The following is a 26359-nucleotide window of genomic DNA, read 5'->3' as shown; positions in this document are numbered from 1 at the left end:
GTTAAGGGGTGCAGTGGTTTTCGTGGCTACGTGGCCGGCGCGGCGAGGAATACCTTCCGCAGCGTGTCGCGCACGATCCACCGGGTCTTCTGGCCGGCCCGCACGCGCACGACACTTCCGGGACCGAGGTCGAGATCCGGGGTGTCGTCCTCGAACTGCACGGTCGCGTCGCCGCTGAGCACCACGAACACCTCGTCGATCTCGACGTCGCACGAGACGCTGGGCTCGATTTCCCAGACGCCGACGGTGACCCCGGCGAAGTCGCCGAGGACTCGTTCGCCGACCATCGGCGCTCCCTCGCCGACGACCTGGTCGCCGGGCAGGCGGTGGTAGGTGAGATCGGCGGTTCGAGCGGCGGTGTGCGGTCCGGAACGCCAGGACCCGTCGGTGTGGACGGTGGTCACGAATCGAATCCCAGGCCGACGGCGTCGAGGGCCTTGAGAAAGACGTTCCGTCGGCCTTCGTTGTGGTCGGCGCGATCGAGCGACCAGCGGGTGGCGTTGATGCCCGCTGCCGCCAGCGGCTCCGGTGGGAAGGGGAGGGGCATGTCCTTCACCAGGGCCAACTCGGTCAGGGCCGTCTTCTCGCCGGCGACCTTGTCGAGCATGACGTTCGCCGCGAAGCGGGAGGCGCCCACGCCGAGACCGGTGAAGCCGGAAGCGTAGGCGATGCGCCCCTTCGCCGCGGAACCGAAGAACGAGCAGAAGCGCGTCGACGTGTCGATGACGCCGCCCCACCGGTGGGTGAACTCGAGGCCCTCGAGCTGGGGGAACGTGGTGAAGAAGTGCCGTGCGAGCCTCCTGTGGGACTCGGGGCGATCTTCGAGGTCGTGGTTCAGGCCGCGCCCGAAGTGGTAGATGGCGTCGTATCCGCCCCAGAGGATCCTGTTGTCTCGGGTGAGCCGGTAGTAGTGGAACTGGTTGGACATGTCGGAGATGCCCTGTCGGGCAGACCATCCCACGTCTGCGAGCTGGGCGTCGGACAGCGGCTCGGTCATGAGGACGTAGTCGTACACCGGAACCGTGTGCAGCCGGTACCGCTTCAGTAGGGACGGAAAGGCATTGGTTGCCAGGATCACTCGGTCCGCCGACAGGGTCGCGCGCGCCGTCCGGACGCCCACCCGGGACGACGAGCGGGAGCGGACGAGGTCGAGAACCTTGGTGTGTTCGTGGATGTCGACGCCGTGCTCAGCGCAGACCCGGCCGAGCTCGGTGGCGAGCTTGGCCGGATGCACCAGCGCGGTGGACGTCTTGTCCCACACCCCGGCCAGATACGTCGGCGAGTTCACCTGGGCGCGCATCGCGGGCCCGTCCAGCACCGCGGTCGTCGCGCTCGGCGGGGTGCCGAGCGCTTCCTCGGCCTGGTAGTCGGCGATGGCGACCGAGATGGCGCCGTTCCGTTCGAAATCGCAGTCCAGGCCGAGCGTGTGGACCGTCTTCTCGATGGCGTCGAGGTTCTCGAGGCCGAGCGATTCGAGGGTGTCGATCTCCTCCGGCCAGCGGCGGCGGCCGTTCTCGCTGCCGTGGGTGAGGCTGGCCTCGACGAATCCGCCGTTACGGCCGGATGCGGCCCACCCGATCGTCTCGCCCTCCACGAGGGCGACGGACAGTTCGGGGTGGCGTTGCTTGGCGAGGAGCGCGCTCCAGAGTCCGGTGTAGCCGCCGCCGACGACCACCAGGTCGTATGCGGCGTCGGCCGTGGCGGCCGGATAGGTGGGGGTGTCGGCGACGTCCTCGATCCAGAACGGTGCCAACCGGGTGCGCCGGAGCGCATGGTCGACAACCGTGGCGTTCGGTTGTTGCTTCTCGAACACTGTCTGCAGCATGTAGCACCTTTGTCGATGGACTGACCGAAGGTGACGTGTGAGGCACGTCACCGTGATCCATCCTGACGTGGCGTCGCCACTATTTCAATAGCAAATGAGGAAAATCGTTACTGATTCCGTGGTTGATATCGGATTTGGGAACCGAATCGGTTGTTTGGATCGGCTGGCGCCGAGCCGCCGGCCGTCAGCGTGCGAGCTTGCCGAGGTGCAGCGACACCGAGCGAACCGGGCTGATTCGCGCCTCGTCGCCGGTCTTGACGGCGTGGATCGTGCCGAATTCGACGGTCTCGTCCGGGTAGCTGCCCGCGAAGGCGTAGGCGTAGTACGTTCCCGCGACGGCATCGCCAGGGACCGTGTACGTGACGGCCTCCTCGAGGACCTCGCCGGGTTGAAGGTCGACGTCGATCGGCCCGAAGAACGGATCGCTGGTCCGGTTGTCGGGCGACACGGCGCTCACCCACACCTGGCCGGTGTAGGGGCGATCGTCGGGTGCCTCGACGAGCATGGTGGCGTCGACGGTCCCGCCGTCCCCGGGCAGCGTCGTGTCGGAGTCGGCGCGCAGCGTCACCCGCACCGGCAGGTCCGTGTCGGGGTTCGCAGGCCCGGTCGACGCGGGTGAACCGTCACCGACCTCGGGCCAGCCGTTCGCCCAGACGATCCGGTCGATCATCCCTTCGCGGCGCCGGGCTCCGCTGGGCAGATCCCGGTTGTCGCGCGGAATGGCGTGATACACGATCCAATCCGCGCCCGCGTCGTCGGAGACCACCGTGTTGTGACCCGGCCCGGCCCACGGTTCGCTGCCTGCGAGGATGAGCGCACCGCCACCGTCGTTGAGGTCCTGCCCCTTCCGGTCGAGGTACGGACCGGTGAGTGATTCGGACCTGCCGACGAGGACGCGGTAGGCGGTGTCGGCGCCGTTGCAGCAGTTGCCTGCCGAGAGGAACAGGTAGTAGTAGCCGTCGTGGAATTCGACGTAGGGGCCTTCGAAGCGTTCGTCGGCGACGCGTACGGGTTCGCCGGCCGCCGCGGTCCCGTCCGCGCTGAGCGGGATCGCGTGCACCCCCTGAAAGTTGCCGACGAACATCGTCTTCGTCGTCCCGTCGTCCCACACGAACGGGTCGATGGTGCCGCCGACGCCGACGTCGTGGGCGCAGAAGACGGGTCGGCCGAGGTCGTTCCACGGTCCGGTGGGACTGTCGGCGGTGGCGAGACCGATGCAGGGATTCGCCTCGTCGTAGAGCGAGTAGTAGAGGCTGTAGCGGCCGTCGGATTCGAGGACGTTCGGAGCCCACGCCAGCTTGCCGTCCGGATGCCACGCAGGCCGGTCGGGGAAGACGTCGCCGAGGTACATCCAGTCCATGAGGTCGGCGGACTTGAAGATCGACATGTTGTGCATGCCCTGGCCGTCGCCCCAGTCGTCGGCGGTGGTGTACATGTAGAACATTCCGTCGGATGCGCGGACGACGCTCGGGTCGGCGGCCACCGGTTGCACGATCGCTTCGGCCGTTGCCGACGGGGCAGGCGCAAGCGTGAGGACGAGCAGAGTCAGGGCCGCGGTGATCCACCCGCGCCGCGGCAGGTGCCGGGTATGGGACCTGTGCAACCCGGATCTATGCAGCGCAGCATCGTCAGTGTTCACGTTGCTCCCAACCTCGCCTGCCCGGAATGCGCAAATCTATAAGGGTGAGGTCGAGGTTGAGGGCGGATCCGGCTCACTGGCGCCGGACTGCAACCGAACCGTGTTCTGAGGGCGGTGACCGGTGTCAGGCGGTGGGTTCGAGCAGAACCAGAGGGATCTCGCGATCCGTCTTCTTCTGGTAGCCCGCGTAGCCCTTGTAGGCGGCGGTCACCTGCGGCCACAGACGGGCCCGCTCCTCGGGGGTTGCCACGCGGGCGCGCATGGACTGCGCCGGCTGCCCCTGGACCGAGAGTTGGACCACCGGGTTGGCCTGCAGGTTGAGGAACCACGCGGGGTGGCGGTCGTCGCCGCCGCGTGAGGCCACCACGACACGGGTGTCGCCCTCGGTCACCGGCACGGTCAGCATGACGCTGTGCACCTTCCCGGTCTTGCGGCCGACGGTGGTCAACTCCACCGCAGGCATCTTGCCGAAACTCCGCCCGACTCGCCCGCCGGTGACGCGCAGGACAGCGCGGTGTAGGGAGTTCATGAACTTGAGTCCGCGGTCCGAAGGCATGGTGTCAGCGTAACGAGGTCGGCGCCCGGCGGAGGCCGGCTCCGCCGAACCTCACCTCACCGCACCGCTGGTTGCTCGTCGACGAGTTCGCTCGGGCCGATTCCCGCCTCACCGGCGATTCCGGCGAGTTCCGCACCCACCGATTCCCGCGGCTCGTCGGCCGTCGGGTTCTTCTGCGGTCCGGTGAGCAGTGAGGCGATTCCCCCGATCACGCAGGCGACGATCGCGAACGCGAACGCCATGGCCAGTCCGTCGGCGAACGGTCCCGAGATCAGCTGGGGGAAGAAGTCCAGGCCGGTCAGGTGTGCCTGCTGCTGCTCGCTGAGTGCGGACAGGTTCGGTCCGAGCAGTTCATGAATCGGGTTGACGCCGAGGAATGCCGCGAACAGGACTGCGACGGCGGGCAGGTTCGCGATCTGGGTGGCCTGCGCCGCGGGCACTCCGTTCGCCATCAGTCCGTCGCTCATCGCCGCCGGAAGGTTGGAGCTGAGTCCGGCGATCATGAGACTGAAGAAGAATCCGATCGACAGCACCATCGCCGCGTTCTGGAAGGTCGTCATCATGCCCGCGCCGACGCCGCGTGCGTCGGCGGGCAGGCTGTTCATCACCTCTGCCCGGTTCGGCGCGGAGAACATGCCCATTCCGATGCCGTTGATCAGCAGAATCGCGGCGAAGGCCCAGTACTCGAAATCGACCGGCAGGGCGATCAGCAATCCGAAGGTTCCCGCGGTGATGAACATGCCGACGCTGGTGAACCACTTGGTGCCGAACCTGTCGGAGATGACCCCGGACACCGGCGCCGACATCAGGAATCCGATGGTCATCGGCAGCATGTAGATGCCTGCCCACAGCGGGGTGCGGCTGTAGTCGTAGCCGTGCTGCGGCAGCCAGATGCCCTGGAGCCAGATGATCAGGATGAACTGCAGTCCGCCGCGGCCGAGCGAAGCGACCAGATTGGCGATGTTGCCCCAGGTGAACGACTTGATCTGGAACAGGTGCAGGTTGAACAGGGGATTGGCGACCCTGGTCTCGATGACGCAGAAGGCCGCGAGGACGGCGAGACCGCCGATGAGGCACCAGAGCACCAGCGGACTGGTCCAGCCCATCGACGAGGAGCCGTACGGCTGGATGCCGTAGGTGATGCCGACGAGGACGGCGATCAATCCGACGGCGAACGTGATGTTTCCCCACCAGTCGATGTCGGCGTGCCGACGGACGCCGGTGTCGCGGAGTTTCAGGTACGCCCAGATCGTGCCGACCAGGCCAAACGGGACGGAGACGAGGAAGATCAGATTCCAGTGGATCGGCGCGAGAATGCCGCCGATGAGCAGTCCGAGGAACGATCCGGAGATCGCGGCGACACCGTTGATGCCGAGCGCGAGCCCACGCTGATCGGCGGGGAAGGCGTCGGTGAGGATTGCCGACGAGTTCGCCATCAGGAAGGCGCCGCCCACCCCCTGGACGACGCGCCACCCGATGAGCCACAGTGCGGCCTCGGAGCCGTCGAACCATGTCACTGCCAGGAAGATCGAGGCGATCGTGAACACGGCGAAACCCATGTTGTACATCCGGGCGCGGCCGAACATGTCGCCGAGCCGTCCGAAGCTGACCACGAGCACGGCCGTCACGACGAGGAAGCCCATCATCATCCACAGCAGGTAGCTCGTGTTGCCGGGTTCGAGCGGGTTGAGGTGGATGCCTTTGAAGATGTCGGGGAGTGCGATCAGCACGATTGACGAGTTGATCGTTGCCACCAGCATGCCGAGGGTGGTGTTCGACAACGCAATCCACTTGTAGTGCGGGCCGAGTTCGTCGAGCGTCGTGGTGCGTTCATCGTTCGGGACGGCAGGTTCCTGCGTCTGCGAGACCAAGGAATTTCACCTCTCGGTTTTCATAGTTTTCAAAAGTAAGTAAATGGAAAGCAAAGTATTCGGCTGTCGTGTGCGTTCTTGCGGATGACATTCGGCTGGCCGCGACATCCTCCAGTCGGAGATGCCCGGTTTGTCCGTTATGTCGGTGTCGCCCAATCGGTTCCGCCGAGCGACATGGATCAACTTTGGATGATACGACGTCTCCATCGGCCCCGCAGCCCCAGGCGCTGTGACGTCACCGTCGGCCGATCGGGGGACAGTCGAATCATCCGGTTCTCGGCCCGATCGGGGGACAGTCGTGAGGCTCGATCCGCGACAGGATGACCTTCATCCGGGGGCCGGCAACAGGATGAGGAAGATGTCGACGATTGCGAGCACGACCCTGGCCGAATTGGCATCCGAGTGGTGCACCGAGGCGGAGATTCAAGTGCAGGCATCGCCTGCGACGGGCGGACGGAACACGACGCGGAGCGTGTTGTTCATCGGCAACCCGTCCACCGTCACCGAGGTGACGCACTGGGCTGCCGTGCGGCACTGGACGGTGGAGCAGGGGTTGAAACCCGTCCGCGAATTCCGCGGCGACGTGGTGTGCGCGATCGTCACCGAGGCCGTTGCCGACGGCACGTGCCCGTCGGCGGATGCGGCGGTGGTGCGGCGTGCACGCGCCCGCGGCCTGGACTGCATCCCCGTCTACGACATCGAGCCGTGGGGGACTGCCCGGCTGTCGTGCGTACGGCCGTCTACGTCGGCTCCGTGAGCGCCCGCTGGGCGGCGGGCCAGAATTCGAAACCTGCCGTCATCAGTCCGCCGAGTCCGATGATGACCACCGCGGCGTCGACGCTCGTCCGCCCCTCCTTCGCCCAGTAGACGTCTTCGAGGTCGAGCAGCAGGGCCAGTTCGTCGACGATGAGCGCGGTGCCGACACCGTACGAGATCGGGACCGTCGGATGGCGGCGTTGCTTCTCGGAGCCGCGCACCGCCACGGCTCCCACTCCGGCCAGCGCGGCGATGCCGAGGTTGTAGTGGTGGAAATGGCGGCCGTGGAGACTCAACCCACCACCTGCCGGCCCGTGCCCGCGCCTGATCCAGTGCGTCAACGCCCGCACCCCCGCGAACGTCGCCGTGAACGCCGCCCACGACACGACCGCCGACTGCTCACTCGGATCGAGCTTCCTCCGCCACGCCGCACGCAGACGGCGCAGGCGACTGCGGTGGGGTTCGGTCGCCGAGTCGGAGGTCGTCACACTTCCAAGCGTGCCACCCGCCCGCGTGCTTCGTTGTCGTTCCGGGAGTTCTCTGAGTTCCATGCGGTCCGAAAAACATTGACTCGAAAGAATGTTCGAACTAGAATTTGAGCATGGGGATCGGGGAGAAAATTGAGGGTGCTCGCATCTGTTGCCAATGTATCCAATACTCGCTATCAGTTTCTGGCACTGTCTGCCACCGCGACTTGGTGACTGCGGAATACGTGGGCTGCCGGTCGTTGGGGTGCGCAAGGGCGCCGACGGAGGGCCGGTTGCCCTCTCGGCCACCGGGTTCGGGTCCCGAACTCTGTGGCCGCGCGGACCGGGGCTTCTTTCTGGACGGGGCTGTATCAGGTTGTGCGGGAGCGACTCCGGAGAGGAGGGTGGAGGCATTGAGTTGCCGGGTGTCGGGTTCGGCAGGGCAAGAGGTGCCGCCGGCCGAGCAGGAAATAATGTTGCGGAAGAACGCTCTTGGTGCGGGATCTCGGGTCTGCAAGGAACGCGTTCGTGTCCGAGGGGTGGCGGGCGGGGCGCGTCCGGATGCTCGACGACGCGGTCCGGGGGCCGGCCCGTGGTGGTGCGGTGTGGCGAGATCGATTGCCCCGGTTCGCCGATGGCGCGGATCGAGCGGTATTTGTCGGAGGTCGGCGTTACAGTCGAGGCCCTGCGAGAGGTGGCGTGGCAGAAGGGTGGGGACAGGGGGTGATCGATGAGCTTGTCGGGCGATGGCGGCGCTTCTCGGAAGACCGATCGGCCCGGGTTTGTTCGGTTTGTGCCTGGCGGCGGGTCGGCCGGCATCAGCGGCCCGGGAGCGGCTGTGCCGCGGCAGTTCTCGTTCACCACCCGCGCCCACGTGGCGGTCGACGACGCGACCGGGGACCCGATCGGTCTCGACGATGTCGATGTCCGGGTGGGGTGGCTGCTCGACCTGATCGCCGCGGCCGGAACCGAGTTGGCGGCGCGGCTGTGGCATCCGGTCACGTTCGATGTGCTCGCGGCCGGTCGCGACCGCCAGGGCCGCAGGCTACCCGCACAGGGCAATACAGCCGCGTCCCGCCTCGGCTGGAACCCGCGCTATCCGGACGGGGTCTACGTGCCCTCGCGGGTGACCCGAGTGGTGACGGCGCAGGTGATGGCGACGTTGCGGACCCTCGCCTATCGGGATGCCGCGATCACATCGCTGTCTGAGCGGTTCGACGCGGCCACCGGTCGGAAAGCCCCACCCACTCAGCCGGGTGACTGGGTGCCGTTGGGTTTCGCTCGGGGCGTGCGGCGCGAGCTCCTCGCCCACGCCCGCCGCACCGACAAGGCGCAGTCGACGCGGTTGCGGATCACCGACGTCCAGGGCCCACCGCAGGTCGCGGCGATGGCCCGGCTGTCTGCAGCCGATCGACAGCTCGCGCAGATCACCCCGGCCGGTGACGAGTTGGTGTTGACGGTGAAGCTGCCCACCAGTCCGGTCCCGGCGGGGCGGGCGCAGTGGCGGCGGGTCCGGCTGACCGCCACCATCCCCACGCACCTGCACGGCAGGGCGATCACCGACTGGCATCTGCCGACCCTCGTCCTCGACCACCGTGGTCTGCTCTGGCGGTGCGCGGCGACCGAACTCGTCCCCGACTGTGACCTGGGATCGGCGAGCGTCGCGGTCGGGGTCGACTGGTCTCCGTCCACGCTGGGTGCCGCCGCCATCACCACCGAGGACCCGGCCGGGCTGTCTTCGGATTATCGGGGCTTCACATACGACGACCGTGGCCTCGGGACCAAGCTGGCACGCCTGCAGACCGAGGGGCAGATGCTGCACCGCAAGGCGGCCCGGTTGACGCGGCTGGCCGCCACCGCCCCACCTGAGGTCCGCGCCCGGCTGGAGGACAAGATCGCCGTCCTCAACGAGCACCGCACCGCGGTGGGCGCCAAGCGGGGCAAGATCAACCGGGAACTGGGATTCCACTTCGCCCACCAGGTCACCGACTACGCCGAGGCGGCGGGTGCGCAGGTGATCGCGGTCGAGGACCTCACGACCCTCGAGACCCGCGGGCACGGTCGGGTCAACAACAACCGGGCCGCGCAGTCCGCCCGCCGCAAAGCCGTCACCGCCCTCGCGCACACCGCCGCCGGTGTCGGTGTCGCGGTGGTCGCGGTGCCGGCCCGCGGATCGTCCGCACAATGTCCGGGCTGCGACGAACCCCTCGCCCGCCCCGGCGGCTACCACGACGCGTGGTGTTCGGGTTGCCTGGTCGGCGGCAACCGGGACCACGTCGCGGGGGTGAACCTGGCCAAACGCGCGCTCCTCGGTAAGAACAAAGTCGCCCGCCGGCGTGGGAAACTACCCGCGATCCGGGTCGCCGAGCACGCACCGGTCCGCAGGTCCCGGGACAAGACCAGTCCGACCCCGAGCAGGCCGCGGCATCGCCGGGTCCGCCGCAGCCTGCCCACCGTGACACCGCGGGCGGGGGTGAATCCGAAACAGCATGTTCCTGCACCCGAAGCGTCGGTGTGGGACACGGTCAAACCCACACCGCCGCACGGCGATGCGAGTAGCCGTGACACACGTACATCTCCCACTCCCGCCACACCAGTGGCAGACAGTATGAGATCTACGTAGACGCTTTGTCGGACGAGATTCTGACAAACGCGGTGGGTGATGCGTGGCGGTTGGCAGAGGCGGGGTTGCTCGAATCGGGCCTCCAAGACGTTGCTCGAGGTGGGTTCGGCGGGGCGAATCATGCTGTTGGGCTGAGGTTTGCGTTTCCAACCGGAAATTGCGGACGAGTACTTCGACACCAACATTTCGGCGGACCACGCCGCGTTGATCATGAAGTTCTGTGAGAGGCCACCCAAGGGCATGCCGCTTCAAGCGCTGGACGACTGCCGAAGTGCGCTGCTGTTCGCCGCAATCGGTCCCACCGCGAACACGGACGCGGTGCGCGCCGTGATCGCCAGACTGGAACGCACCTTCGAATCCGACGACCCGCCGCCCAGTGAAGACACCGAACTTAGCGAATTCCACGCGTCCAAAACACTCAATGGACGCATCGCCGTCAAAGGCGACCTCGACGCCGTCGCCGGCGAGGTGCTGCTCTCCGATCTCTCCGGACTATCCAAACCGCGGCCCGCGCAAGACGGAACCAAAGACACCCGCACACCCGGACAGCGAAGGGGCCGGCGGGTTCACCGAACTGCTGCGCCGCTACCTCAACTCGGGGATCGCCGGTGAAGAAGGCGGAGAACGCCGACACGTCTCACTCCACGCCAACGCACGAGACCTGGCCGAATGCACCGCGAACAGTGTACGAGGACGGCAAGATGCCGCCGCAACATCCGACGGCACACTTTTCGACGTCGAGGGAGTGGCATGGACCGAGTGGATGGGGCCACTGAGCATCAAAGCAGCCCGGCTCCTCAGCTGCGATTCGATCTACACGCCGATCGTGCTCGACGAGAATGGAACGCACCTCGACCTCGGTGTTTCCACCCGGACAATCACCACGAGACAGCGAAAAGCGTTGGTGGCGAGGGACCGAGGATGCGCCTTCCCCGGCTGCGGTGCGCTGCCATCGTGATGGGAGGGCCACGACATCATCCCATGGTCCGAGGGAGGACGATCCGACATGAAGAATCTGGTCCTGCTCTGCGGATTCCACCACCGACTGCTCCATCACAGTGACTGGGAGATTGAGATGGGAGCCGACCGGCACCCCATGTTCATCCCACCGCGGCAGGTCGACTGGGAGTGAAAGCCGATACCGGCGCTCAACCGGACTCGACCGCGGGCGTCCTGACCGGAGGCGCCACACGTATTGCCGACTTGACGACAGGATGATTCCTGTCGTGGAGCCGGCCTGTCGTCGTGCCTGGAGTCCAGGCCTGGTGTCACCGAACCGTCGTCCCCATCGCCTGCGCGAGACCGTTGCGATCCGCGACATCGAGCTTGATGCACGCACGGTAGATATGACCCTCCACCGTCCGCACCGACACGAACAACCGATCCGCAATCTGGCGGTTCGACAAACCGGCCGCAACCATCGACCCCACCTCCCGTTCACGGCTCGTGAGGGGGAGCGGATGGGCTGCCTCCACCAGTGCGGGCGACGACATGTGGTCGCATCGTGCCGACAGGGCTTCGGCTGCGGCAGCACACTCGATCGAACGCCGCTTGTCTCCGGCATGCGTGAACGCGATCGCCGCCCGAGCGTAGGCGTCGGCGGCATCCGGCAGGGCGCCGATCTTTTCGAATTCGGCCGCGGTCGATGCCACACCGCATCCGTTCCCAGCTGCCACTGCCGCCGCATGCCGGGCAACGATGTCGACAAGCTGGCCGTCGCAGATGTCGGCCAACTCGGCGAGACGGGTCGCCGTGGTCGTGTCACCGAACCGAGTGGCAAGGTGGATAGCTGCCGCCTCGATGCCGAATTGCCCGGACTTGCAGGCGGAATCAGCCGCCGATCGCGACAGGTTGACAGCCTCCGATGTTTCACCGCGTGCCGCGGCAAGCCACGCCTGCGACATCACGAGTTGCGGCCCGAACACGGCCACGTGCCGGCCGTTCCGGGCCTGCGCCGCGGTGATGATCCCGTCCGCCTCGTGAATGCGGCCGAGTTCCGCGTACGCCTGACCGAGGACGATGTAGGCGGGAAAACTCCACGAGATGGCGTCGGCTGTATCACCGACGTTGAGGGCGGCGATCGCCTGCTCGAGGCGACCCGCGGCGTCGTTGAACCGGCCGCGGGCAAGTTCCACCGTCCCGACCAGGATGTTCGCAAGCCCCCATGCAACGTATCGGCCGCTCGACGCCAACGAGAGGTACTCCTCGGCTCGGCGCTGCGCCGCTGCGAACTGTCCGGTCAGGGTCAACGCGAGGATTTCACCGTGTGCGGCCGGGAACCGCAGTAGCCCGTCGATCTGATCGGCCACCGCCGCACTGCGCGCCGCCAATTCGGGCACCCGGCCTCCGCGTCCCATCAGTGCCAGGGACAGCCCGCCCCCGAAGAACGCCCACTCGATCGCCCACGGCAGCACTCGGTCGGCGGCCAGAATCGCCGTCGCCGCCGCTGCGGCCTCCTCGGGCCGATTCTCGAACACCGCGCACACCGAGCCGATTCCCTCGATGATCGGCACGAGACTGGGATGCGTGACCTTCTCGCGAAGTACAGCGAGGACCTCGTCGGCCTTCTCCGACTCGCCGCTCGCCCAGAACAGGTTTGCGATCCGCGACGTACCCCAGCGCACCAGCTGCACCTGATCCAGGCTGTCGGGCGAGAAGGACTGCAGCAACGATTCCGCCTCGGTGGCGTGCCCCTGCCACAACAGTGCCCGGGCCAGAAGATCGGCCGCCTCGAAGCTGCCGGTCTGGTCGAGTGCCGCCCGTGCGAGCCGTTCGCCCAGAGGGACATTCGCCAAACCGATGGCATCCTCGGCGGCGTTGACCAACAGATCGGGTTCGACGGACCGGTCGCTGTCGAGGGCCAGCTCTGCCAGGCGGATCCGATTGGAGGATCCGACCACGGCCCGGCTGCTCAGAGCCTCGACGAGCTGTCCGCGGAGCCGCCGGCCTGCCGCGCGCCCCACCCGTCGTCGAATCACCTCACCGAACAGTGGATGCGTGTAGCGGACGTCGAGCCGGTGTCCGTGCTCGACGATTCTGACGAGGCCGCGTCGCTCGGCCTCCTCCACCGAGTCCTCGCCCGCCAGCTGGCCGAGGATGTCGAGATCGAGCGGCTCACAGAAGGTGAGAAGCTGCAATGCCTGCAGCACGTCGTGGGGAATCTGATCGATCCGGTGTTCCAGCAGGGATGCGAGTTCGGATGTGATGGCGGCGCGTCCTCGCAACTGCCAGACCCCACCGGAGGGGCGCAGCGTCCCCGCCTCGAGGGCGCCCTCCACCAGGTGTCGAACGAACAGCGCGTTCCCGCCGGACGCCTCCCAGATCATGTCCGCGCTCAACCCCTCAAGGGGGCCGTCCAACACGGACTCGATCAGCTCGATGCTCTGCTCCCGGCTGAACGGCGCCAGTTCGAGCCGCAGGAGGTGACCGTCCTTCCACAGCGACGTGATCGCGTCGGGCACGGACTCGCCGTTGCGGACGGTGGCGACGATGTGCACCGCCCTGTCCAGCGCGAGCTGATGAAGGAATGTGGCCGAGAGCTGATCGAGTAGGTGCGCGTCGTCCACGCCGACCACCACGTCGCGACTGTGGCCGTCGTCGAGGAGCGCCTGCCGCGCCGCGGACAGAAAGGCCACCGGATCCCGGGAGGTGGACGCCCCGACCAGATGAGCGAACACGCCCAACGGGATGCTCCGCGCCGACTCGGTGCCCGCCACCCACTTCACCTCACCGGGCAGTGCCTCGGTGACGAACCGGGCGAGAGTGGTCTTGCCGACGCCGGGGTCGCCCGTGAGGACGACACCGCATCCCCCGGACCGAGCCGTGAGCGACGCGGTGATCGCGTCGAACTCGACTTGCCGCTGAACGAGAGGCCACACCGGACCCATAGGTCTGATTCTAGATTCCCGCGAGGGGCCGGTGATAGTACCGCGGATCGACCATTGAGTGCGAGTTGTTCAGCGAAACAGTGCAATACAACCTTGAAGTCGCTTTAGGATCCGGTTTTCCGGAGTCGTCGATGGGTTGAGTGGCCGGACGCGGACACGGGTTCGGTTTCGAGATCGACCGGAGGCGTGTCTCGCACGATCGGGTAGGACGCTACTCGCGAGATCAGCCGACATCTCGGCCACGCTGAATGGGTACCGCGAAAAGTTATTGCATCGAACTACAGGAGCATGTCATGACCGCGCGGCCGGAGCCGTCCTTCAGTTGGACGGCAAGGCGAGTCGAACTCCGTGAATCCGAGTCTGCTGTCCTGGTGTTGGACGAACGCGTGCCGCTGGGAAGGAACACGGCGCGACTGATCGCAACCCGTGACGAGGGCGCCGATGTCGACTACCTTGCTCTGATCATCGGCGACGTCGCCGACGGACACGACATCGCGGTCCGCGGCGTCGACGAGGAAGCACTACTCGTCGAGGGCGGCCGAACCGAGTCCTCTCCGGAGATCCTGATCGGGTTGCGAACCGCACCGAGCATCTGCGGTTGCTCCAGCGAGCAGCACATCGACAGCCAGTTGTGTCTCGACGGTCCCGTCCGGACGATGATCGCGTCGGTCGGCGTGAAGTCCGTCGTTGTCGACTGCTGTCGCGTGACCTCTGTCGTCGCGTGAACCGGATTACTCTGCCTGCCCAGTCGGTCCGGAGGAAATTCGGGTAGCGCACCACTCGTGGATTCCTGGATCGCGTGCTGCACCGTTGAGGAAGCGCCCGGTACTCCAGGTGCCGAGCTCGGCGAACGAAAACTGAAGGCAAATTAACACATTGACGCGACGACGAGCGCGCCGCGATCCAGAGCAAAAGGATGAAAACAGTGATATCTCGACAAGATTCCGGCCGACACGGCGACGGGCCCGACGCCGATTCGCGGGCCGAGACGACGGGCCGCCAGGTGGTGGTGTTCACGGACGGCGGGAGACGGGCGGATCCGACGGCACTCCTCCGTTCCCTCACCGGCGTCTCGAATGTGACGAGAAGTAGCGAGTCCGAGTCTTCGGCAATGGATCTCGAACTGGCGGAAGTGGCTGACGCAGTTCTGTTCGACGAGCTCGGAATTGCCGTGGTTGCTGCAGATGGTGGCCAGTTGGAGGCCCTCCGCGCCGCCGCAGCCGCACCGGACGTCGCGGTTCTTTCCGTCGAACCCGAGTTGGTTCACCATGCACTGGACAGCGAGGACACCGTCGCAGAGATCGCACGGCCTGCGAACGGCGCCGCCGCGACGGAGGACGCCGAGCACTTCCTGGATACACCGGAGTTCACCTGGGGACTGCAGGCGACCCGCACCACGTCGTCGGCGTGCAGTGGGCGCGGTGTCAGGATCGCCGTCCTCGACACCGGACTCGACCTCACCCACCCGGATTTCCACGGTCGCACCATCACGGCCCAATCGTTCATTCCGGGCGCAGCACCCCAGGACGGGCACGGACACGGCACGCATTGCGTCGGAACTGCCTGCGGTCCGGCGACAGTGGGCGGCACCCGCCGATATGGAGTGGCTCACGAGGCCGACATCTTCGTCGGGAAGGTGCTGTCGGATCAGGGGAGTGGCGTGGACGGTGGCATCCTCGCCGGAATCGAGTGGGCCATCGCCAACGGTTGTCAGATCGTCTCGATGTCGCTCGGTGCCGACGTCGCGTCGGTGTCCGTCGCCTACGAGACGGTGGGGCAGCGTGCGCTGGCGGCCGGAGTGCTCATCGTCGCCGCGGCCGGCAACAACGCGAACAGGGCTGCCGGGCGTCCGGGACTGGTGGGCGTACCCGCCAACAGTCCGTCGATCATGGCCGTCGCCGCAGTCGACCCCGATCTCGGGCTGGCGAACTTCTCTGCCGCCAGCAACCCCGTCGTCGGTGGTCAGATCGACGTGGCGGCACCTGGCGTGCGCGTGTTCTCGACGGTGCCGATGCCCGTGCGGTACGGCTCGAAGAACGGAACGAGCATGGCGACTCCACACGTCGCGGGTATCGCTGCCCTGTGGTGCGAGAAGACCGGGCGCACGGGCCGCGATCTGTGGTCCCTGCTCACCCAGCATTCCCGGCGGCTCGCGTTGCCGTCCCTCGATGTCGGTGCGGGGCTGATCCAGGCCTCCGGGTAGAAGGGTTCGACGTATCGTGCCGGGCATGGTCGGAATCAGTGTCACGGTGGACGCCGACCACGTCGAGGACATCGACGTGGTCGGCGTCGCGCTGGCCGAGGCGGGCATGCGGATCGACGCGGTGCACCGCACGATCGGAATCATTTCCGGTTCCGTTCCCGCGAGCCGATTCGCAGCCCTCGAGGCAGTCCCGGGCGTCCTGGCCATCGAACTGGAGCAGCACGTCGACATCCGCCGCAACGGCCCTGAGCCGGGGTAGGCGACCTCAGACGCGGATCCCCGATTGTCCGCACCTCCGTCGCAGCGGGCGATTTCGGCGTCATCCTCGATCAGGTGGACACCCTCGTGGAGGGTGCCGGTTCGTATGCCACCACGATCACGCGGCGGTGCCGTACGCAAGGAAGCCGTCTATGACACGATCTGGCGTGATATCGAAGCCGGTGTCGTATTCGACGACACGGCACTCGACGAGTATCACGACAACGGCGCCGGTTTGTGTTGGGAACTCGACGTTCCGGCAGGTGGATCTGTGCGGATCCGTTCGCGATTCTCGTTGGACGAACCGCTGAATGCGAGGACGGCCCAGCGGGAGGGACGTGTGGCACCTGCCCCGGCTGGAACACCGGACCCGCCGAAGCTCGGGACGGTACGAAAGACCCCGCCAGCCACTGGGGGGTAGGGGCTGGCGGGGCCGGTGCACCGCCCGAATGCGGGGGAGGGCGGCGCGCGCCCAACTTTATGGCGCGTAGATCGCAAGTCCAGCGAGTGTGATGTAGGCAACAGGGGGTTTTCCCGCCGCGCGAGCACAACACTGCCCCGTCCTGGTTGTGAGGGGGGCTATTTGCTGTTCTTCAGGAGAACTCGGTAGTTGTATCCAACCCGCCGTTCGAGAACGGGGCCTTGCCCAGAATGCTCCTTCGTGCGGCTCAGTGTGAGGGGCTTCTCCTGTAGCGCGCGCCGCAGTGGACGGAATAGGAGAATGCTCCCCAGCAGAAGGAATGGGAGAAATGGATGAAGATGATCTTGGTCGCGGTTCTTGCCGCGCTCGCGGTGACGCTCGGTGTCGCCCCGGTGGCGCGGGCGGGACCGACCGTCCATGTCGGGCCGGGTACCGCGTACACCCCGTTCCCGGACGTCGAGGGGTACTGCTCGATCGGGGCGGTGGGCACAGACAACGCGGGCCGCTTGGTTGCGCTGACTGTCGGTCACTGCCACCAGGGCGCGGGTAACGCCGTATACAAGGTTGGTGAGGCTGCCAAGGGGCCGATCGGGTGGGAGACCGACGTGTACTCGCGCAACACGGACGGCACGTTCACGGCGCTCGATTACGCGGTGATCCGGCTGAACCCGGATGTTGTGGTGCCGAGCAAGTACGGCGACACCACTGACGCCGTCGTCTCGACTGTCGGTGATGCCTCGCTGTCGAACGTGGGGTGCAACCACGGAGCAACGACGGGCAAGAATTGCGGGATCATCGGCAAGGTAGACGGTATTCACCTCCAGAACTGGGCGGTGATGTGGGAGGGCGATTCAGGCGGTCCGATCGTGGTGGGGGAGACGCTCGTCGGTCTCAACATCGGCATGGACTTCGGAACCCAGCCGACGACGTTCTATGGGAGGATCACGCCGATTCTGGCAGATATCGACGCAAAGGGTAGCTACGGCGCTGGGTTCACTCTGGTGCAGTAAGGCGGGGTCCCACCACCGCACCTGAGGGTGGGCCGTCTCGCTATTTGTAGCGAGCATCCTCATACCAATACCGGCGATAGCTGGGACTGGTCTGCGTTGCAGACCGGCGGTTGAGAGGGGCGAGGGATCTCCGCTCGGAGATCCCTCGCGTCGGCCGTAGCCTCATGGTTGCTGAGACCAAGGAGGCAATCATGGCCGACTACGCGACTCTCCTGCGCGATCACGTCACGCTCACCTGCCGTTCGGTGGATCGGATCTTCCTGCAGGCCTACGTGCCGAAACTGCAGTCGGTGGGTGGGGTCTGCCAGTTTCTGTACTGGCAGCGGGGATATGGGATCCCGTCCTCCGCGGCGTTCGGGAAGATCGGGGACGGCTTTGTCGCCGAGGTGCACCGCTGGTCTAAAGCGAATGGGGTCCCGGTGCGCCGCTTCGTCAAGGGCGAGAACAAGGAGGCGATCGCCCGCCCGCTGATCGAGGCCGCCGAACGGGAGGGCGGCGACGGAAAGGTGGTGCTGGTCGGGATCGCGCAGGAGAAGACGCCGGTGTGGCGGTCCTGGAAGGCCAAGGGCCAGGAGCATGCGGCGCATCCGCACATGGAGTGGGGCCGGCAGATGGCCTTCGTGAATCACTTCTACTTCTACCTGTGGGATCCCGAGTGGGGTGGGGCGTTCTGGAAGACGAATGCCTACGCTCCGTGGCCGGTGTGGATCTGGCTCAATGGCCACGGCTGGGCGCAGCGCCAGTGCGAGCGGCTCGGCATCGGGTATACCGCGTTGGACAATGGATTCCGCAGCTGCGATGACCCTGAGGCGCTGCAGCGGATTTGTGACCGGCTCGGCCCAGGCGCGGTGAAGAGCTTCTTCTGGCGCTGGCAGCGGCGGCTGCCGTCCCCGTTGACCCGCGACGACCTGCGGGTATGTGACGACCTGGCGTTTCGTCAGTTCGAGATCTCCGACACCCGGGTGTTCGACCGGCCGGCGGCGGGGCGGGCGTTCTTCGAGCAGCTCATCCGTGACCACCTCGACGTCGGCCGACCCGAGTCGGTGTCGCTGATCTTCGACCGGCGGATCAACCGCCGCACGCCGGGCACCTTCCGCACCAAGGTGATCACCAAAGACGTCGACCCGCAGATCAGCTGCTACTACAAGTCCAGCCGGATCAAACAGTATTTCAAGGAGCATCGCGCGTTGCGCACCGAAACGGTGGTCTGCGACACCCGCGACTTCGGTATCGGCCGGCGGGTGACCGCCGCGAACTGGAAAGCCCTTCGGGCGGTTGGCGACTCGGCCAACCAGCGTCTGTGCGACGCGCAAGCAGCCGATGCCCGTCCCGCTCCGGATGTGGCCACCTTCGCCCAGGTCGGCTGACGCCAGCCGCCGACTGGCTTCGGTGATCGGCCAGCGGTGACGCCGCCGGACAGCTCGCGCTTCGACTCCCACCTGTCGTGTCGGTTGCCGCCGCGTCGGATTCACCCATGCTCGCCGGCTTCGACAATCCCACCCTGGTCCGGTCGTCGCCGCGCAACTCGGATGCTCCTACACCAGTCGGCAGGCCACCTACGACCTGCGCCGACTCAAACGCAAGGGCCTGATCGTTCGGTTGCCGGGTCGACACCGATACCAGCTCACCCCACTCGGCCGCCGCGTGGCGGTCCTGTTCACCAAGGTCTACGGCCGGGTCCTCGCGCCGGGCCTGGCGGCGCTCGACCCGCAGCTACCCACGGATCTCGTCGAACGCAGTGAGCTCGCGCGGGCATGGCGACAGCTGGAGCGCCGCCTGGACCGGTTCGCCGAAAATGGGGTCGCCGCTGCCTGAATCGTCAAACTTGGTCTGACTGTGAACTCCGCCGGCAGCAAGCGAAGCTAGTTGACGCTGCCCCAGTTGAGGGCGTGCAGCACTCCCGAGACGAACTGGATCGATGACCACCGCTTTCTGAAGGTAGGACGAAACCCCGCTCGACGTCGGGGTCGAGGCGGGGTTTCCGCGCCGGCTGTCGGATGGGGTCCGCCGGGCGCGAGCTGATCATAAACAGGCAGGTTGGTTACCCACCAGTTCGGTCCGTGTGCGTATACCACCCGAATGACAAAGGGATGAACCATTTCTGGCCGATACTGGATACAGCTATTCCGCATCGGGTGTCGCGCTCAGGTGGGTGAGCAGTGCGTTCAACTGCGATTCGAGTTGCATGACGCCGATGAGGTCGCCCTTCCCGTAGGCGTGCTTCAGGAGGGCGGCAAGGTCGTAGATGCGGTCGGGAATGGACTGCATGCCGAACCTCCGGAGCGCGTGGCCGAGCTGATGCTCATCGAGAACATGGGGAGCGTCGGCGTCACAACGATGTGGTCCGGCGGCGTGTAGATCAGCGAGTGGGGGTCGAAACCCCGTCGGAACCAGGGGAGGAACTTCGGCGGGTTTCTGCGCTGGCGCTCGGTTGGGGGTTGCGACCGGGGTGCGCTGAGAGTATCCGAGGGTTCGGCTCGCCGCTACAGGGGCGGCGAGTATCTCACCGCCGACCGCCTCACACCCTGCCGCGAATCGGATTCCCGATCCCAGTGCGCATCGAAAAGAGCGGGAACTCGAAATTTTGATGCTATGAGCTACGGTTGATCTGGTTTGTAGTCACTTTTCCGGGCTCTGGTTATCGTTTCGGCGACTCGTGTATTGCGCTGGCCTACTTTGGGATTGGTGTAAATAGCTGAAACAGCAATTCACGTGGGATCCGCGGTCGTGCCTGCAACGTGAAGGAGCGGATCGGATCGCGCGAGGAGCTTCGTGTCGGCCGCTCCCCTGCTGTTGCAAAGTCTTTCATGTCGTGTAGAAAGAACCTGTGCCCGGCAGGGGCGCAGATCGAGCTTTCCGACACCATCGCCTCAGTAGGAGTGAAATATGTCTGTAGATTTCGCCAGCATCGCGGATCTGATCAACTTCTTTGCTTCGTTCCTGACCTTCGGGTCGGAGGGTGGATCCACCGGAGTGTAAGTCCGGCACCGATCTGAAACTGGGGCACACAGGAACACTGTGTGCCCCAGCTTTTGTGCGTTGACGCTCGATGTCTGGCACCCGGTCCGGTCATCAGACGTGTGGCCCGACCCAAGGAAGGGCGATTCACCGCGTGGGCGTCGATTGGCGGACGGAGTGTCGAGGTTCTTCGTGTAACCGGGACTACGCGGCGGTCTGGTCGGGAGGCCCGCCGGTCCGGCTCGTGCGCCGGCGGGGCAACTTTTCGCGGCGGTCTTTCTGTCGGGCCGCTTTCCCGATCAATATGGCGAGTGGTATCGACAACACCACCCACACTATGACGATCCAGAGTATCCACCACACGACACCAAGTATGCCGCAGCCGTGGGGCCAACCAGCGTAACGTACTGGGGATTCGTATCTGCGAAAATGCTGAGAATTTTGTTCCTTGGTCGCTGAAGGTGTTGACGGTGGTGATCCGCCACCGGCGGCGAGCGATGTTCGAGCGCGGCACAGTACCTGCTCATCGCCTCGATTGCCAGCATTTCCTGTGACCCTGAGTATCAGATTGCTTGTATGGCAATGTCATTCACTCGGTATACACACGCGTTGACCTGCGGTATCGGACCGCGCCGACTCGTTTGAGGGGCCGTTGTGAAGCTGGTCACTTGATGTCTCAACTCGCCGGCCCGCATGCGAATATCGACGCGGCAGCAAACATCGGGCGATCATCGCCTTCGCCATGTCGTGAGAACACGGGCTCGCCATTTCAGGATGGCTCTAGTTCGGAAGGCACATGGTGACGGCGTTCGATGTTCCACTCGCCCCTTCTCGGGGTCCGCAGGACGCAGATGCGTTCGCAGGGGGCGCGAGCCGACTGGATAGTCGCCGTGAGTGGCAGGCCGCCTACATCCGGCGCCTCCTGGTCTCCGACACTCTGATTGTGATCGCCGCGGTGGCGCTGGCCCACTGGGTCCGGTTCGGTGACAGCGGCACACTGACCACGAGTGGTATCGGTTACGACCTCAGTTACGCACTCGTCTCCGCTCTGCTGATCGTGGCGTGGTTGACGACCCTGACGATTTTCCGGACTCGTACGGTGCGGGTGATCGGGAGTGGGCCCGACGAGTATCGACGGATCTTCGTCTCGACCGTGCGATTGTTCGGGTTCATCGCGATGCTGGCGCTGTTGTTCCGCCTCGATCTGGCTCGGCTCTATCTCGCCATCGCATTTCCCGTCGGCCTGGCGGCCCTGCTGGTGAGCCGCTGGCTGTGGCGTCAGGCGATAGCTCGTAAACGGTCGCGCGGGGAGTTTCTGACGTCGGTACTAGTCGTGGGCAACGAACGCGCCGTCCGGCTTCTCGCGGAATCCTTCGCCCGAGGTACGGCGGACGGATATCGCGTGGTGGGCGTCTGCATTCCGGGCCACTCAGGCGAGCATGGCGACAAGATCACCGTGGCGGGCCGTGGCATCCCTGTGCTCGGTAACGAGCTGGATGTGATCGATTCCCTCGAGTTCTGCCACGCCGATACCGTGGCCGTTACTGCGACCGAGCATCTCGGGCACGAAGGGATGCGCGCCCTCGCCTGGAACCTCGAGCCACACGACGTCGACCTGGTGGTGGCTCCGGGAATGATGGATGTGTCCGGTCCGCGTCTGTCGATGCGACCGGTGGCGGGATTACCGCTGATTCATGTGGAGAAGCCGCAGTACCACGGCGCACAGAGGTTTTCGAAGCTCGCGTTCGACATGGCCTTCGCGGCATTGGCGCTCGTTCTGACGAGTCCGGTGATGATCGTGGCTGCTCTCGTGATCAAGCTGACGAGCAAGGGTCCGGTCTTCTACAAGTCGGAGCGAATGGGCCTGGACGGTCGGCCGTTCCCGATGCTCAAGTTCCGCAGCATGGTGGTGGACGCCGACCGGCAGGTGGCGGCGCTCATGACGGCGAACGAGGGTGCCGGCGTCCTCTTCAAGATCCGTGAGGATCCGCGGGTCACACGCGTGGGCAGAGCTCTGCGCAAGTACAGCCTCGACGAGCTTCCGCAGTTTCTCAATGTGCTTCGGCGGGAGATGAGCGTCGTCGGCCCGCGCCCGCCCCTGCGCCGAGAAGTCGAGGCCTACGACGGCACCGTCCGCCGCCGGCTGCTGGTGAAGCCGGGCATCACGGGCCTGTGGCAGGTGAGCGGGAGATCGGACCTGTCGTGGGAAGAGACTGTGCGGCTCGATCTCTCGTATGTGGAGAACTGGTCGATGATGGGGGATGTGCTGATCATCGGCAAGACGGTCCGGGCCGTGGTGGCCGGCGAAGGGGCCTACTAGAACATCGAATAGCCGGTGAGAGACCCTGGCGTCGAGAGTTGTGAGTTTCGGTGCAAATCAATGTATCTGGCCGTCACAGATAGCGTGCGATTACGCCGCAACTCCGGGCGAAGTCGAGTAGCGCGCGAACCGCGATCGGGTTTCAATCATTCCAACGTGATCGGACATGGAGGGGATGTCGAACATGAGGATCGAATCTGCGCCGGACGCGGTCATTCTGGTCGGCGGTATGGGCACCCGGCTGCGGCCGTTGACGCTGTCTGCGCCCAAGCCGATGCTGCCGACCGCTGGAGTGCCGTTCCTGACTCATCTGCTGTGCCGCATCCAGGACGCGGGACTTACCCACGTGGTGCTCGGAACGTCGTTCAAGGCGGAAGTCTTCGAACAGCATTTCGGCACGGGGGAGGAGCTCGGGCTTGAGATCGAGTACGTGACCGAGGACGAGCCGCTCGGCACCGGGGGAGCCATCCGGAACGTCTTGCCCCATCTGCGTGCCGACACCGTCGTGGTGTTCAACGGTGACGTGCTCGGCGGCACCGACGTGCGAGCCGTTCTGCGCACGCACGTCGACGCCGATGCCGACGTGACGTTGCACCTGGTGCGGGTGAGCGATCCGCGCCCGTTCGGCTGTGTGCAGACGGATTCGGACGGCCGGGTCACCGCCTTCCTCGAGAAGACGCAGGATCCGCCGACCGACCAGATCAATGCCGGCTGTTACGTCTTCCAACGGGAGTGGATCGAGAAGATCCCGTCAGGTCGTCCCGTGTCGGTGGAACGCGAGGTGTTTCCCGCACTGCTGTCCGGCGGGACGCGGGTGTTCGGCCATATCGATTCCGCCTACTGGCGAGACATGGGGACGGTGGACGACTTCGTCGCCGGATCGGCGGATTTGGTTCGCGGAATAGCGCCGTCGCCCGCGCTGATCGGTGCGCGCGGCGAGTCGCTCGTCGATCCGAGCGCCGCGGTGGCCCCGGGCGTGGTGTTGATCGGCGGCACGGTGCTCGGCGCGCGGGTAACGGTCGGTGCGGGTGCGCGTCTGGACGGCGCGGTGGTGTTCGACGGCGCCCATGTGGAAGCCGGTGCGGTGATCGAACGATCGATTCTCGGGTACGACTGCCGGATCGGGCCGCGTGCACTGGTGCGCGATTCCGTGGTGGGGGACGGCGCCAGCGTGGGTGCTCGATGCGAGTTGTTACGCGGCGCCCGTGTCTGGCCGAATGTGATGTTGCCGGATGGCGGCGTCCGATTCTCGGCGAACGTCTGATCGATGAGACGACTTCATGGAGCAATCCGGTCGTATGCCTGGGGCTCCCACACTGTGCTGGCGGAGCTCACGGGTCGACCCTCGCCGTCCGGTCGGCCCGAAGCCGAACTCTGGCTCGGGGCGCATCCGGCAGACCCGGCGCGTGTGGACGTCGCGGGCTCTGGCGAGTCACTGCTCGACGTGATTTCGGCTGACCCGCTGGGGCAACTGGGGGAGACCAACGCGTCGCGATTCGGGGGTCGACTTCCGTTTCTGCTCAAGGTTCTCGCTGCGGAGGAACCTCTGTCGTTGCAGGCGCACCCGAACTCCATGCAGGCACGCGAGGGATTCGAACGCGAAAACGCAGACGGTGTGCCGCTGGACTCGCCTGCCCGCAACTACAAGGACGACAACCACAAACCGGAACTTGTGGTTGCGCTGACGAAATTCGAGGCGCTCGCTGGGTTCCGCGACGTGCGACGAACAGTCGGGTTGTTGCGCGCGCTGGGTGTCGCGGAGTTGGACCGGTGCGCGGAGCTATTGGCAGCTCAGGCCAACTCTTCGGGTGTGCGCGCGCTGTTTACGCAATGGATTACGGGCGACGAACACTCAGCGACGTTGATCGGTGGCGTGGTCGAGGCCTGCCAGCGGTACTTGTGTGCGGAGCCCGACGGCGTGGCAGGGGAGTTCGCGGCCGAGGCGCAAACTGCGCTCGAACTGGGGAGTAGGTATCCGAGCGACCCCGGTGTGCTGATCTCGCTGCTGCTCAATCGGATCACGCTCGAACCGGGGGAGGGGCTGTTTCTCGCGGCCGGAAATTTGCACGCATACCTCCGGGGCGCGGCCGTCGAGATCATGGCCAACTCGGACAATGTGCTTCGTGGCGGTTTGACCCCCAAGCACGTTGATGTGCCCGAGCTGCTGAAAGTCCTCGATTTTCGGCCGGGGTCCATGCCGGTGGTGAGTGCGGACAGTGATGGTCGTGACAACAAACACGTGTACCGCACGCCGGAGACAGAATTCGCGCTCACCCGACTGCACCTCGACACGAGCAGGAATTGTGCGTCGTCGTCCGCAGCGACTCTCGCCGCCGGAAACCCACGGATCGTTCTCTGCACGGCGGGATCGACCGTCCTCTTGTCCCACTGCGACTCGCTCGAGCTGGGTGCCGGACATGCGGCGTGGTTGCCGGCATCGAACCCGGCGGTGACCCTCGCGCCAGCACAGCAGCACGCCCAGGTCTTCGTCGCCACGATCGGCTCCGGATGATGCGGACTCTCCTCGCGGCCAAGGGGTCTGCGCTCACGTGTGCTCGATAGACCTGGACAACTGACCAGTGCGACGGTCGGCCCATGCGCAAAGGTCATGACACCGCAGCTCACTCAACTTTTTCGAGAAAGGCACAACCATGGGGGAATTGGATTCGACTGGATTTCGCACGGCTGTGGTGCCCGCCGCGGGAATGGGAACGCGATTTCTGCCGGCGACAAAGACGGTCCCCAAGGAGCTACTTCCTGTGGTGGACACGCCAGGGATCGAGCTGGTGGCCGGCGAGGCTGCCGAGTCCGGGGCAGAGCGGCTGATCATCGTGACGGCACCGGGCAAGGATGGCGTGGTGGCGCACTTCGTCGAAGACCTGGTGTTGGAAAACAACCTTGCAGCCAGGGGAAAACACACTCTGCTGGCGAAGGTCCGCAGGGCACCGGGCCTCCTTGCGGTGGAGTCGGTAGTCCAGCAACAACCGCTGGGGCTCGGCCACGCGGTTGGTTGCGCTGAAGCGCTGTTGGGCGACGACGAGGATGCGATCGCGGTCCTGCTGCCGGACGACTTGGTTCTGCCGAACGGTGTGCTCGACGTCATGTCGCGCGTGCGAGCCAAGCGCGGCGGAACGGTGTTGTGCGCCATCGACGTCCCCAAAGAGGAGGTGAGCGCATATGGAGTCTTCGACGTCGAGGCGGTCCCCGATACCGCGAATCCGAACGTATTGAGGGTGAAGGGCATGGTGGAGAAGCCAAAACTCCAGGACGCGCCGTCGACTCTAGCGGCCGCCGGCCGTTACCTCTTGGACAGGGCAATCTTTGATGCGCTCCGACGTATCCGCCCGGGAGCGGGCGGGGAGTTGCAGTTGACCGACGCGATCGCGCTGCTCATCGCGGAGGGGCATCCCGTACACGTGGTGGTTCATCGCGGTCCTCGGCACGACCTCGGCAATCCCGGTGGGTTTCTCCGTGCTTCGGTTGACCTGGCACTCAGTCATCCCGAATATGGGACGGACCTGCGGGCGTGGCTGGAGCAAAGGGTCAAGGGCTAGAGCGATGTTCC

20 protein-coding genes and 1 pseudogene are annotated in these 26359 nt (G+C 65.7%); 13 read left to right on the top strand and 8 right to left on the bottom strand.

What is annotated here, in order from left to right:
* Positions 1–26: 26 nt before the first annotated feature.
* The 5 genes from BLV94_RS17440 to BLV94_RS17420 all read right to left on the bottom strand — a co-directional run bounded on the left by BLV94_RS17440 (position 27) and on the right by BLV94_RS17420 (position 5891).
* Positions 27–404 carry a cupin domain-containing protein gene (locus BLV94_RS17440; RefSeq protein WP_072937489.1) on the bottom strand — a complete coding sequence of 126 codons (378 nt, stop codon included), beginning with the start codon at positions 402–404 and terminating at the stop codon, positions 27–29.
* Positions 401–1825, bottom strand: a complete 1425-nt coding sequence (locus BLV94_RS17435; RefSeq protein ID WP_072937488.1) for an NAD(P)/FAD-dependent oxidoreductase — start codon at positions 1823–1825, stop codon at positions 401–403. The genes BLV94_RS17440 and BLV94_RS17435 overlap by 4 nt, the downstream gene beginning before the upstream one ends.
* A gap of 184 nt (positions 1826–2009) precedes the next feature.
* A complete protein-coding gene (locus BLV94_RS17430; protein WP_072937487.1) occupies positions 2010–3464 on the bottom strand; it encodes a family 43 glycosylhydrolase in 1455 nt (484 codons plus the stop codon).
* A gap of 124 nt (positions 3465–3588) precedes the next feature.
* Complete coding sequence (locus BLV94_RS17425) at positions 3589–4020, bottom strand: nitroreductase/quinone reductase family protein (RefSeq protein WP_072937486.1); 432 nt, start codon at positions 4018–4020, stop codon at positions 3589–3591.
* A gap of 56 nt (positions 4021–4076) precedes the next feature.
* Positions 4077–5891: an MFS transporter gene (locus BLV94_RS17420; protein WP_072937485.1), complete on the bottom strand. Its 1815-nt coding sequence runs from the start codon at positions 5889–5891 to the stop codon at positions 4077–4079.
* A gap of 358 nt (positions 5892–6249) precedes the next feature.
* On the opposite strand from BLV94_RS17420, the gene BLV94_RS17415 reads away from it, so the two are divergent.
* On the top strand, positions 6250–6648 hold the full coding sequence (locus BLV94_RS17415; RefSeq protein WP_072937484.1) for a hypothetical protein: 399 nt from the start codon (positions 6250–6252) through the stop codon (positions 6646–6648).
* On the opposite strand, the gene BLV94_RS17410 is transcribed toward BLV94_RS17415, so the two are convergent.
* Entirely contained in the window at positions 6632–7135 is a 504-nt protein-coding gene (locus tag BLV94_RS17410; RefSeq protein ID WP_072937483.1) for a hypothetical protein, read from the bottom strand. The two genes, BLV94_RS17415 and BLV94_RS17410, sit on opposite strands and share 17 nt — an antisense overlap.
* Before the next feature lie 796 nt (positions 7136–7931).
* Between BLV94_RS17410 and BLV94_RS17405 the strand changes: the two genes are divergently transcribed.
* Together BLV94_RS17405 and BLV94_RS51795 are read left to right on the top strand one after the other, a co-directional pair.
* On the top strand, positions 7932–9737 hold the full coding sequence (locus tag BLV94_RS17405; protein ID WP_072937601.1) for a zinc ribbon domain-containing protein: 1806 nt from the start codon (positions 7932–7934) through the stop codon (positions 9735–9737).
* A pseudogene (locus BLV94_RS51795) lies at positions 9728–10869 on the top strand (HNH endonuclease signature motif containing protein). The gene BLV94_RS17405 and the pseudogene BLV94_RS51795 overlap by 10 nt, the downstream one beginning before the upstream one ends.
* 136 nt (positions 10870–11005) lie before the next feature.
* On the opposite strand, the gene BLV94_RS17395 reads toward BLV94_RS51795, so the two are convergent.
* Positions 11006–13624 (bottom strand): helix-turn-helix transcriptional regulator, encoded by a 2619-nt coding sequence (locus tag BLV94_RS17395; RefSeq protein WP_072937482.1) that lies wholly within the window; start codon positions 13622–13624, stop codon positions 11006–11008.
* Between the two features lie 293 nt (positions 13625–13917).
* On the opposite strand from BLV94_RS17395, the gene BLV94_RS17390 reads away from it, so the two are divergent.
* From BLV94_RS17390 to BLV94_RS48740, 6 genes are all read left to right on the top strand, one after another.
* Complete coding sequence (locus BLV94_RS17390; RefSeq protein ID WP_072937481.1) at positions 13918–14349, top strand: hypothetical protein; 432 nt, start codon at positions 13918–13920, stop codon at positions 14347–14349.
* A gap of 200 nt (positions 14350–14549) precedes the next feature.
* Positions 14550–15827 carry a S8 family serine peptidase gene (locus BLV94_RS17385; RefSeq protein ID WP_072937480.1) on the top strand — a complete coding sequence of 426 codons (1278 nt, stop codon included), beginning with the start codon at positions 14550–14552 and terminating at the stop codon, positions 15825–15827.
* A 16-nt stretch (positions 15828–15843) separates the two neighbouring features.
* A complete protein-coding gene (locus BLV94_RS17380) occupies positions 15844–16086 on the top strand; it encodes a hypothetical protein (RefSeq protein ID WP_072937479.1) in 243 nt (80 codons plus the stop codon).
* A gap of 752 nt (positions 16087–16838) precedes the next feature.
* Positions 16839–17516, top strand: coding sequence for a chymotrypsin family serine protease (locus tag BLV94_RS17375; protein ID WP_072937478.1), 678 nt, complete (start codon positions 16839–16841; stop codon positions 17514–17516).
* A gap of 191 nt (positions 17517–17707) precedes the next feature.
* Positions 17708–18883 (top strand): hypothetical protein, encoded by a 1176-nt coding sequence (locus BLV94_RS17370; RefSeq protein ID WP_074933756.1) that lies wholly within the window; start codon positions 17708–17710, stop codon positions 18881–18883.
* Between the two features lie 232 nt (positions 18884–19115).
* Entirely contained in the window at positions 19116–19331 is a 216-nt protein-coding gene (locus tag BLV94_RS48740; protein ID WP_143051398.1) for a hypothetical protein, read from the top strand.
* Positions 19332–19637: 306 nt separating this feature from the next.
* Here the strand turns inward: BLV94_RS48740 and BLV94_RS49580 are convergent, their stop codons facing one another.
* Entirely contained in the window at positions 19638–19784 is a 147-nt protein-coding gene (locus BLV94_RS49580) for a hypothetical protein (RefSeq protein ID WP_167372167.1), read from the bottom strand.
* A gap of 1486 nt (positions 19785–21270) precedes the next feature.
* Between BLV94_RS49580 and BLV94_RS17365 the strand changes: the two genes are divergently transcribed.
* The 4 genes from BLV94_RS17365 (at position 21271) to BLV94_RS17350 (ending at position 26348) form a co-directional block, all read left to right on the top strand.
* Positions 21271–22794, top strand: coding sequence for a sugar transferase (locus BLV94_RS17365; protein ID WP_072937475.1), 1524 nt, complete (start codon positions 21271–21273; stop codon positions 22792–22794).
* Between the two features lie 184 nt (positions 22795–22978).
* A complete protein-coding gene (gene manB, locus BLV94_RS17360) occupies positions 22979–24058 on the top strand; it encodes a mannose-1-phosphate guanylyltransferase (protein WP_072937600.1) in 1080 nt (359 codons plus the stop codon).
* Positions 24059–24061: 3 nt separating this feature from the next.
* Positions 24062–25306: a mannose-6-phosphate isomerase, class I gene (gene manA, locus BLV94_RS17355; RefSeq protein WP_072937474.1), complete on the top strand. Its 1245-nt coding sequence runs from the start codon at positions 24062–24064 to the stop codon at positions 25304–25306.
* A 139-nt stretch (positions 25307–25445) separates the two neighbouring features.
* On the top strand, positions 25446–26348 hold the full coding sequence (locus BLV94_RS17350) for a UTP--glucose-1-phosphate uridylyltransferase (RefSeq protein WP_072937473.1): 903 nt from the start codon (positions 25446–25448) through the stop codon (positions 26346–26348).
* Positions 26349–26359: the final 11 nt, after the last annotated feature.

It is taken from the genome of Rhodococcus koreensis, from assembly GCF_900105905.1.
Lineage (GTDB): Bacteria > Actinomycetota > Actinomycetes > Mycobacteriales > Mycobacteriaceae > Rhodococcus_F > Rhodococcus_F koreensis.
The sequence above is the reverse complement of the archived record's forward strand: the minus strand, read 5'-3'. Positions and strand labels throughout refer to the sequence as shown.

Excerpts from the sequence above, each read along its gene's own strand:
- BLV94_RS17435 (WP_072937488.1), bottom strand. The coding sequence starts at position 1,825 with ATGCTGCAGACAGTGTTCGAGAAGCAACAACCGAACGCCACGGTTGTC.
- BLV94_RS17425 (WP_072937486.1), bottom strand. The coding sequence starts at position 4,020 with ATGCCTTCGGACCGCGGACTCAAGTTCATGAACTCCCTACACCGCGCT.
- BLV94_RS17415 (WP_072937484.1), top strand. The coding sequence starts at position 6,250 with ATGTCGACGATTGCGAGCACGACCCTGGCCGAATTGGCATCCGAGTGG.
- BLV94_RS17395 (WP_072937482.1), bottom strand. The coding sequence starts at position 13,624 with ATGGGTCCGGTGTGGCCTCTCGTTCAGCGGCAAGTCGAGTTCGACGCG.
- BLV94_RS17390 (WP_072937481.1), top strand. The coding sequence starts at position 13,918 with ATGACCGCGCGGCCGGAGCCGTCCTTCAGTTGGACGGCAAGGCGAGTC.
- BLV94_RS17375 (WP_072937478.1), top strand. The coding sequence starts at position 16,839 with ATGAAGATGATCTTGGTCGCGGTTCTTGCCGCGCTCGCGGTGACGCTC.
- BLV94_RS17370 (WP_074933756.1), top strand. The coding sequence starts at position 17,708 with ATGGCCGACTACGCGACTCTCCTGCGCGATCACGTCACGCTCACCTGC.
- BLV94_RS49580 (WP_167372167.1), bottom strand. The coding sequence starts at position 19,784 with ATGCAGTCCATTCCCGACCGCATCTACGACCTTGCCGCCCTCCTGAAG.
- BLV94_RS17365 (WP_072937475.1), top strand. The coding sequence starts at position 21,271 with ATGGTGACGGCGTTCGATGTTCCACTCGCCCCTTCTCGGGGTCCGCAG.
- manB (WP_072937600.1), top strand. The coding sequence starts at position 22,979 with ATGAGGATCGAATCTGCGCCGGACGCGGTCATTCTGGTCGGCGGTATG.
- manA (WP_072937474.1), top strand. The coding sequence starts at position 24,062 with ATGAGACGACTTCATGGAGCAATCCGGTCGTATGCCTGGGGCTCCCAC.
- BLV94_RS17350 (WP_072937473.1), top strand. The coding sequence starts at position 25,446 with ATGGGGGAATTGGATTCGACTGGATTTCGCACGGCTGTGGTGCCCGCC.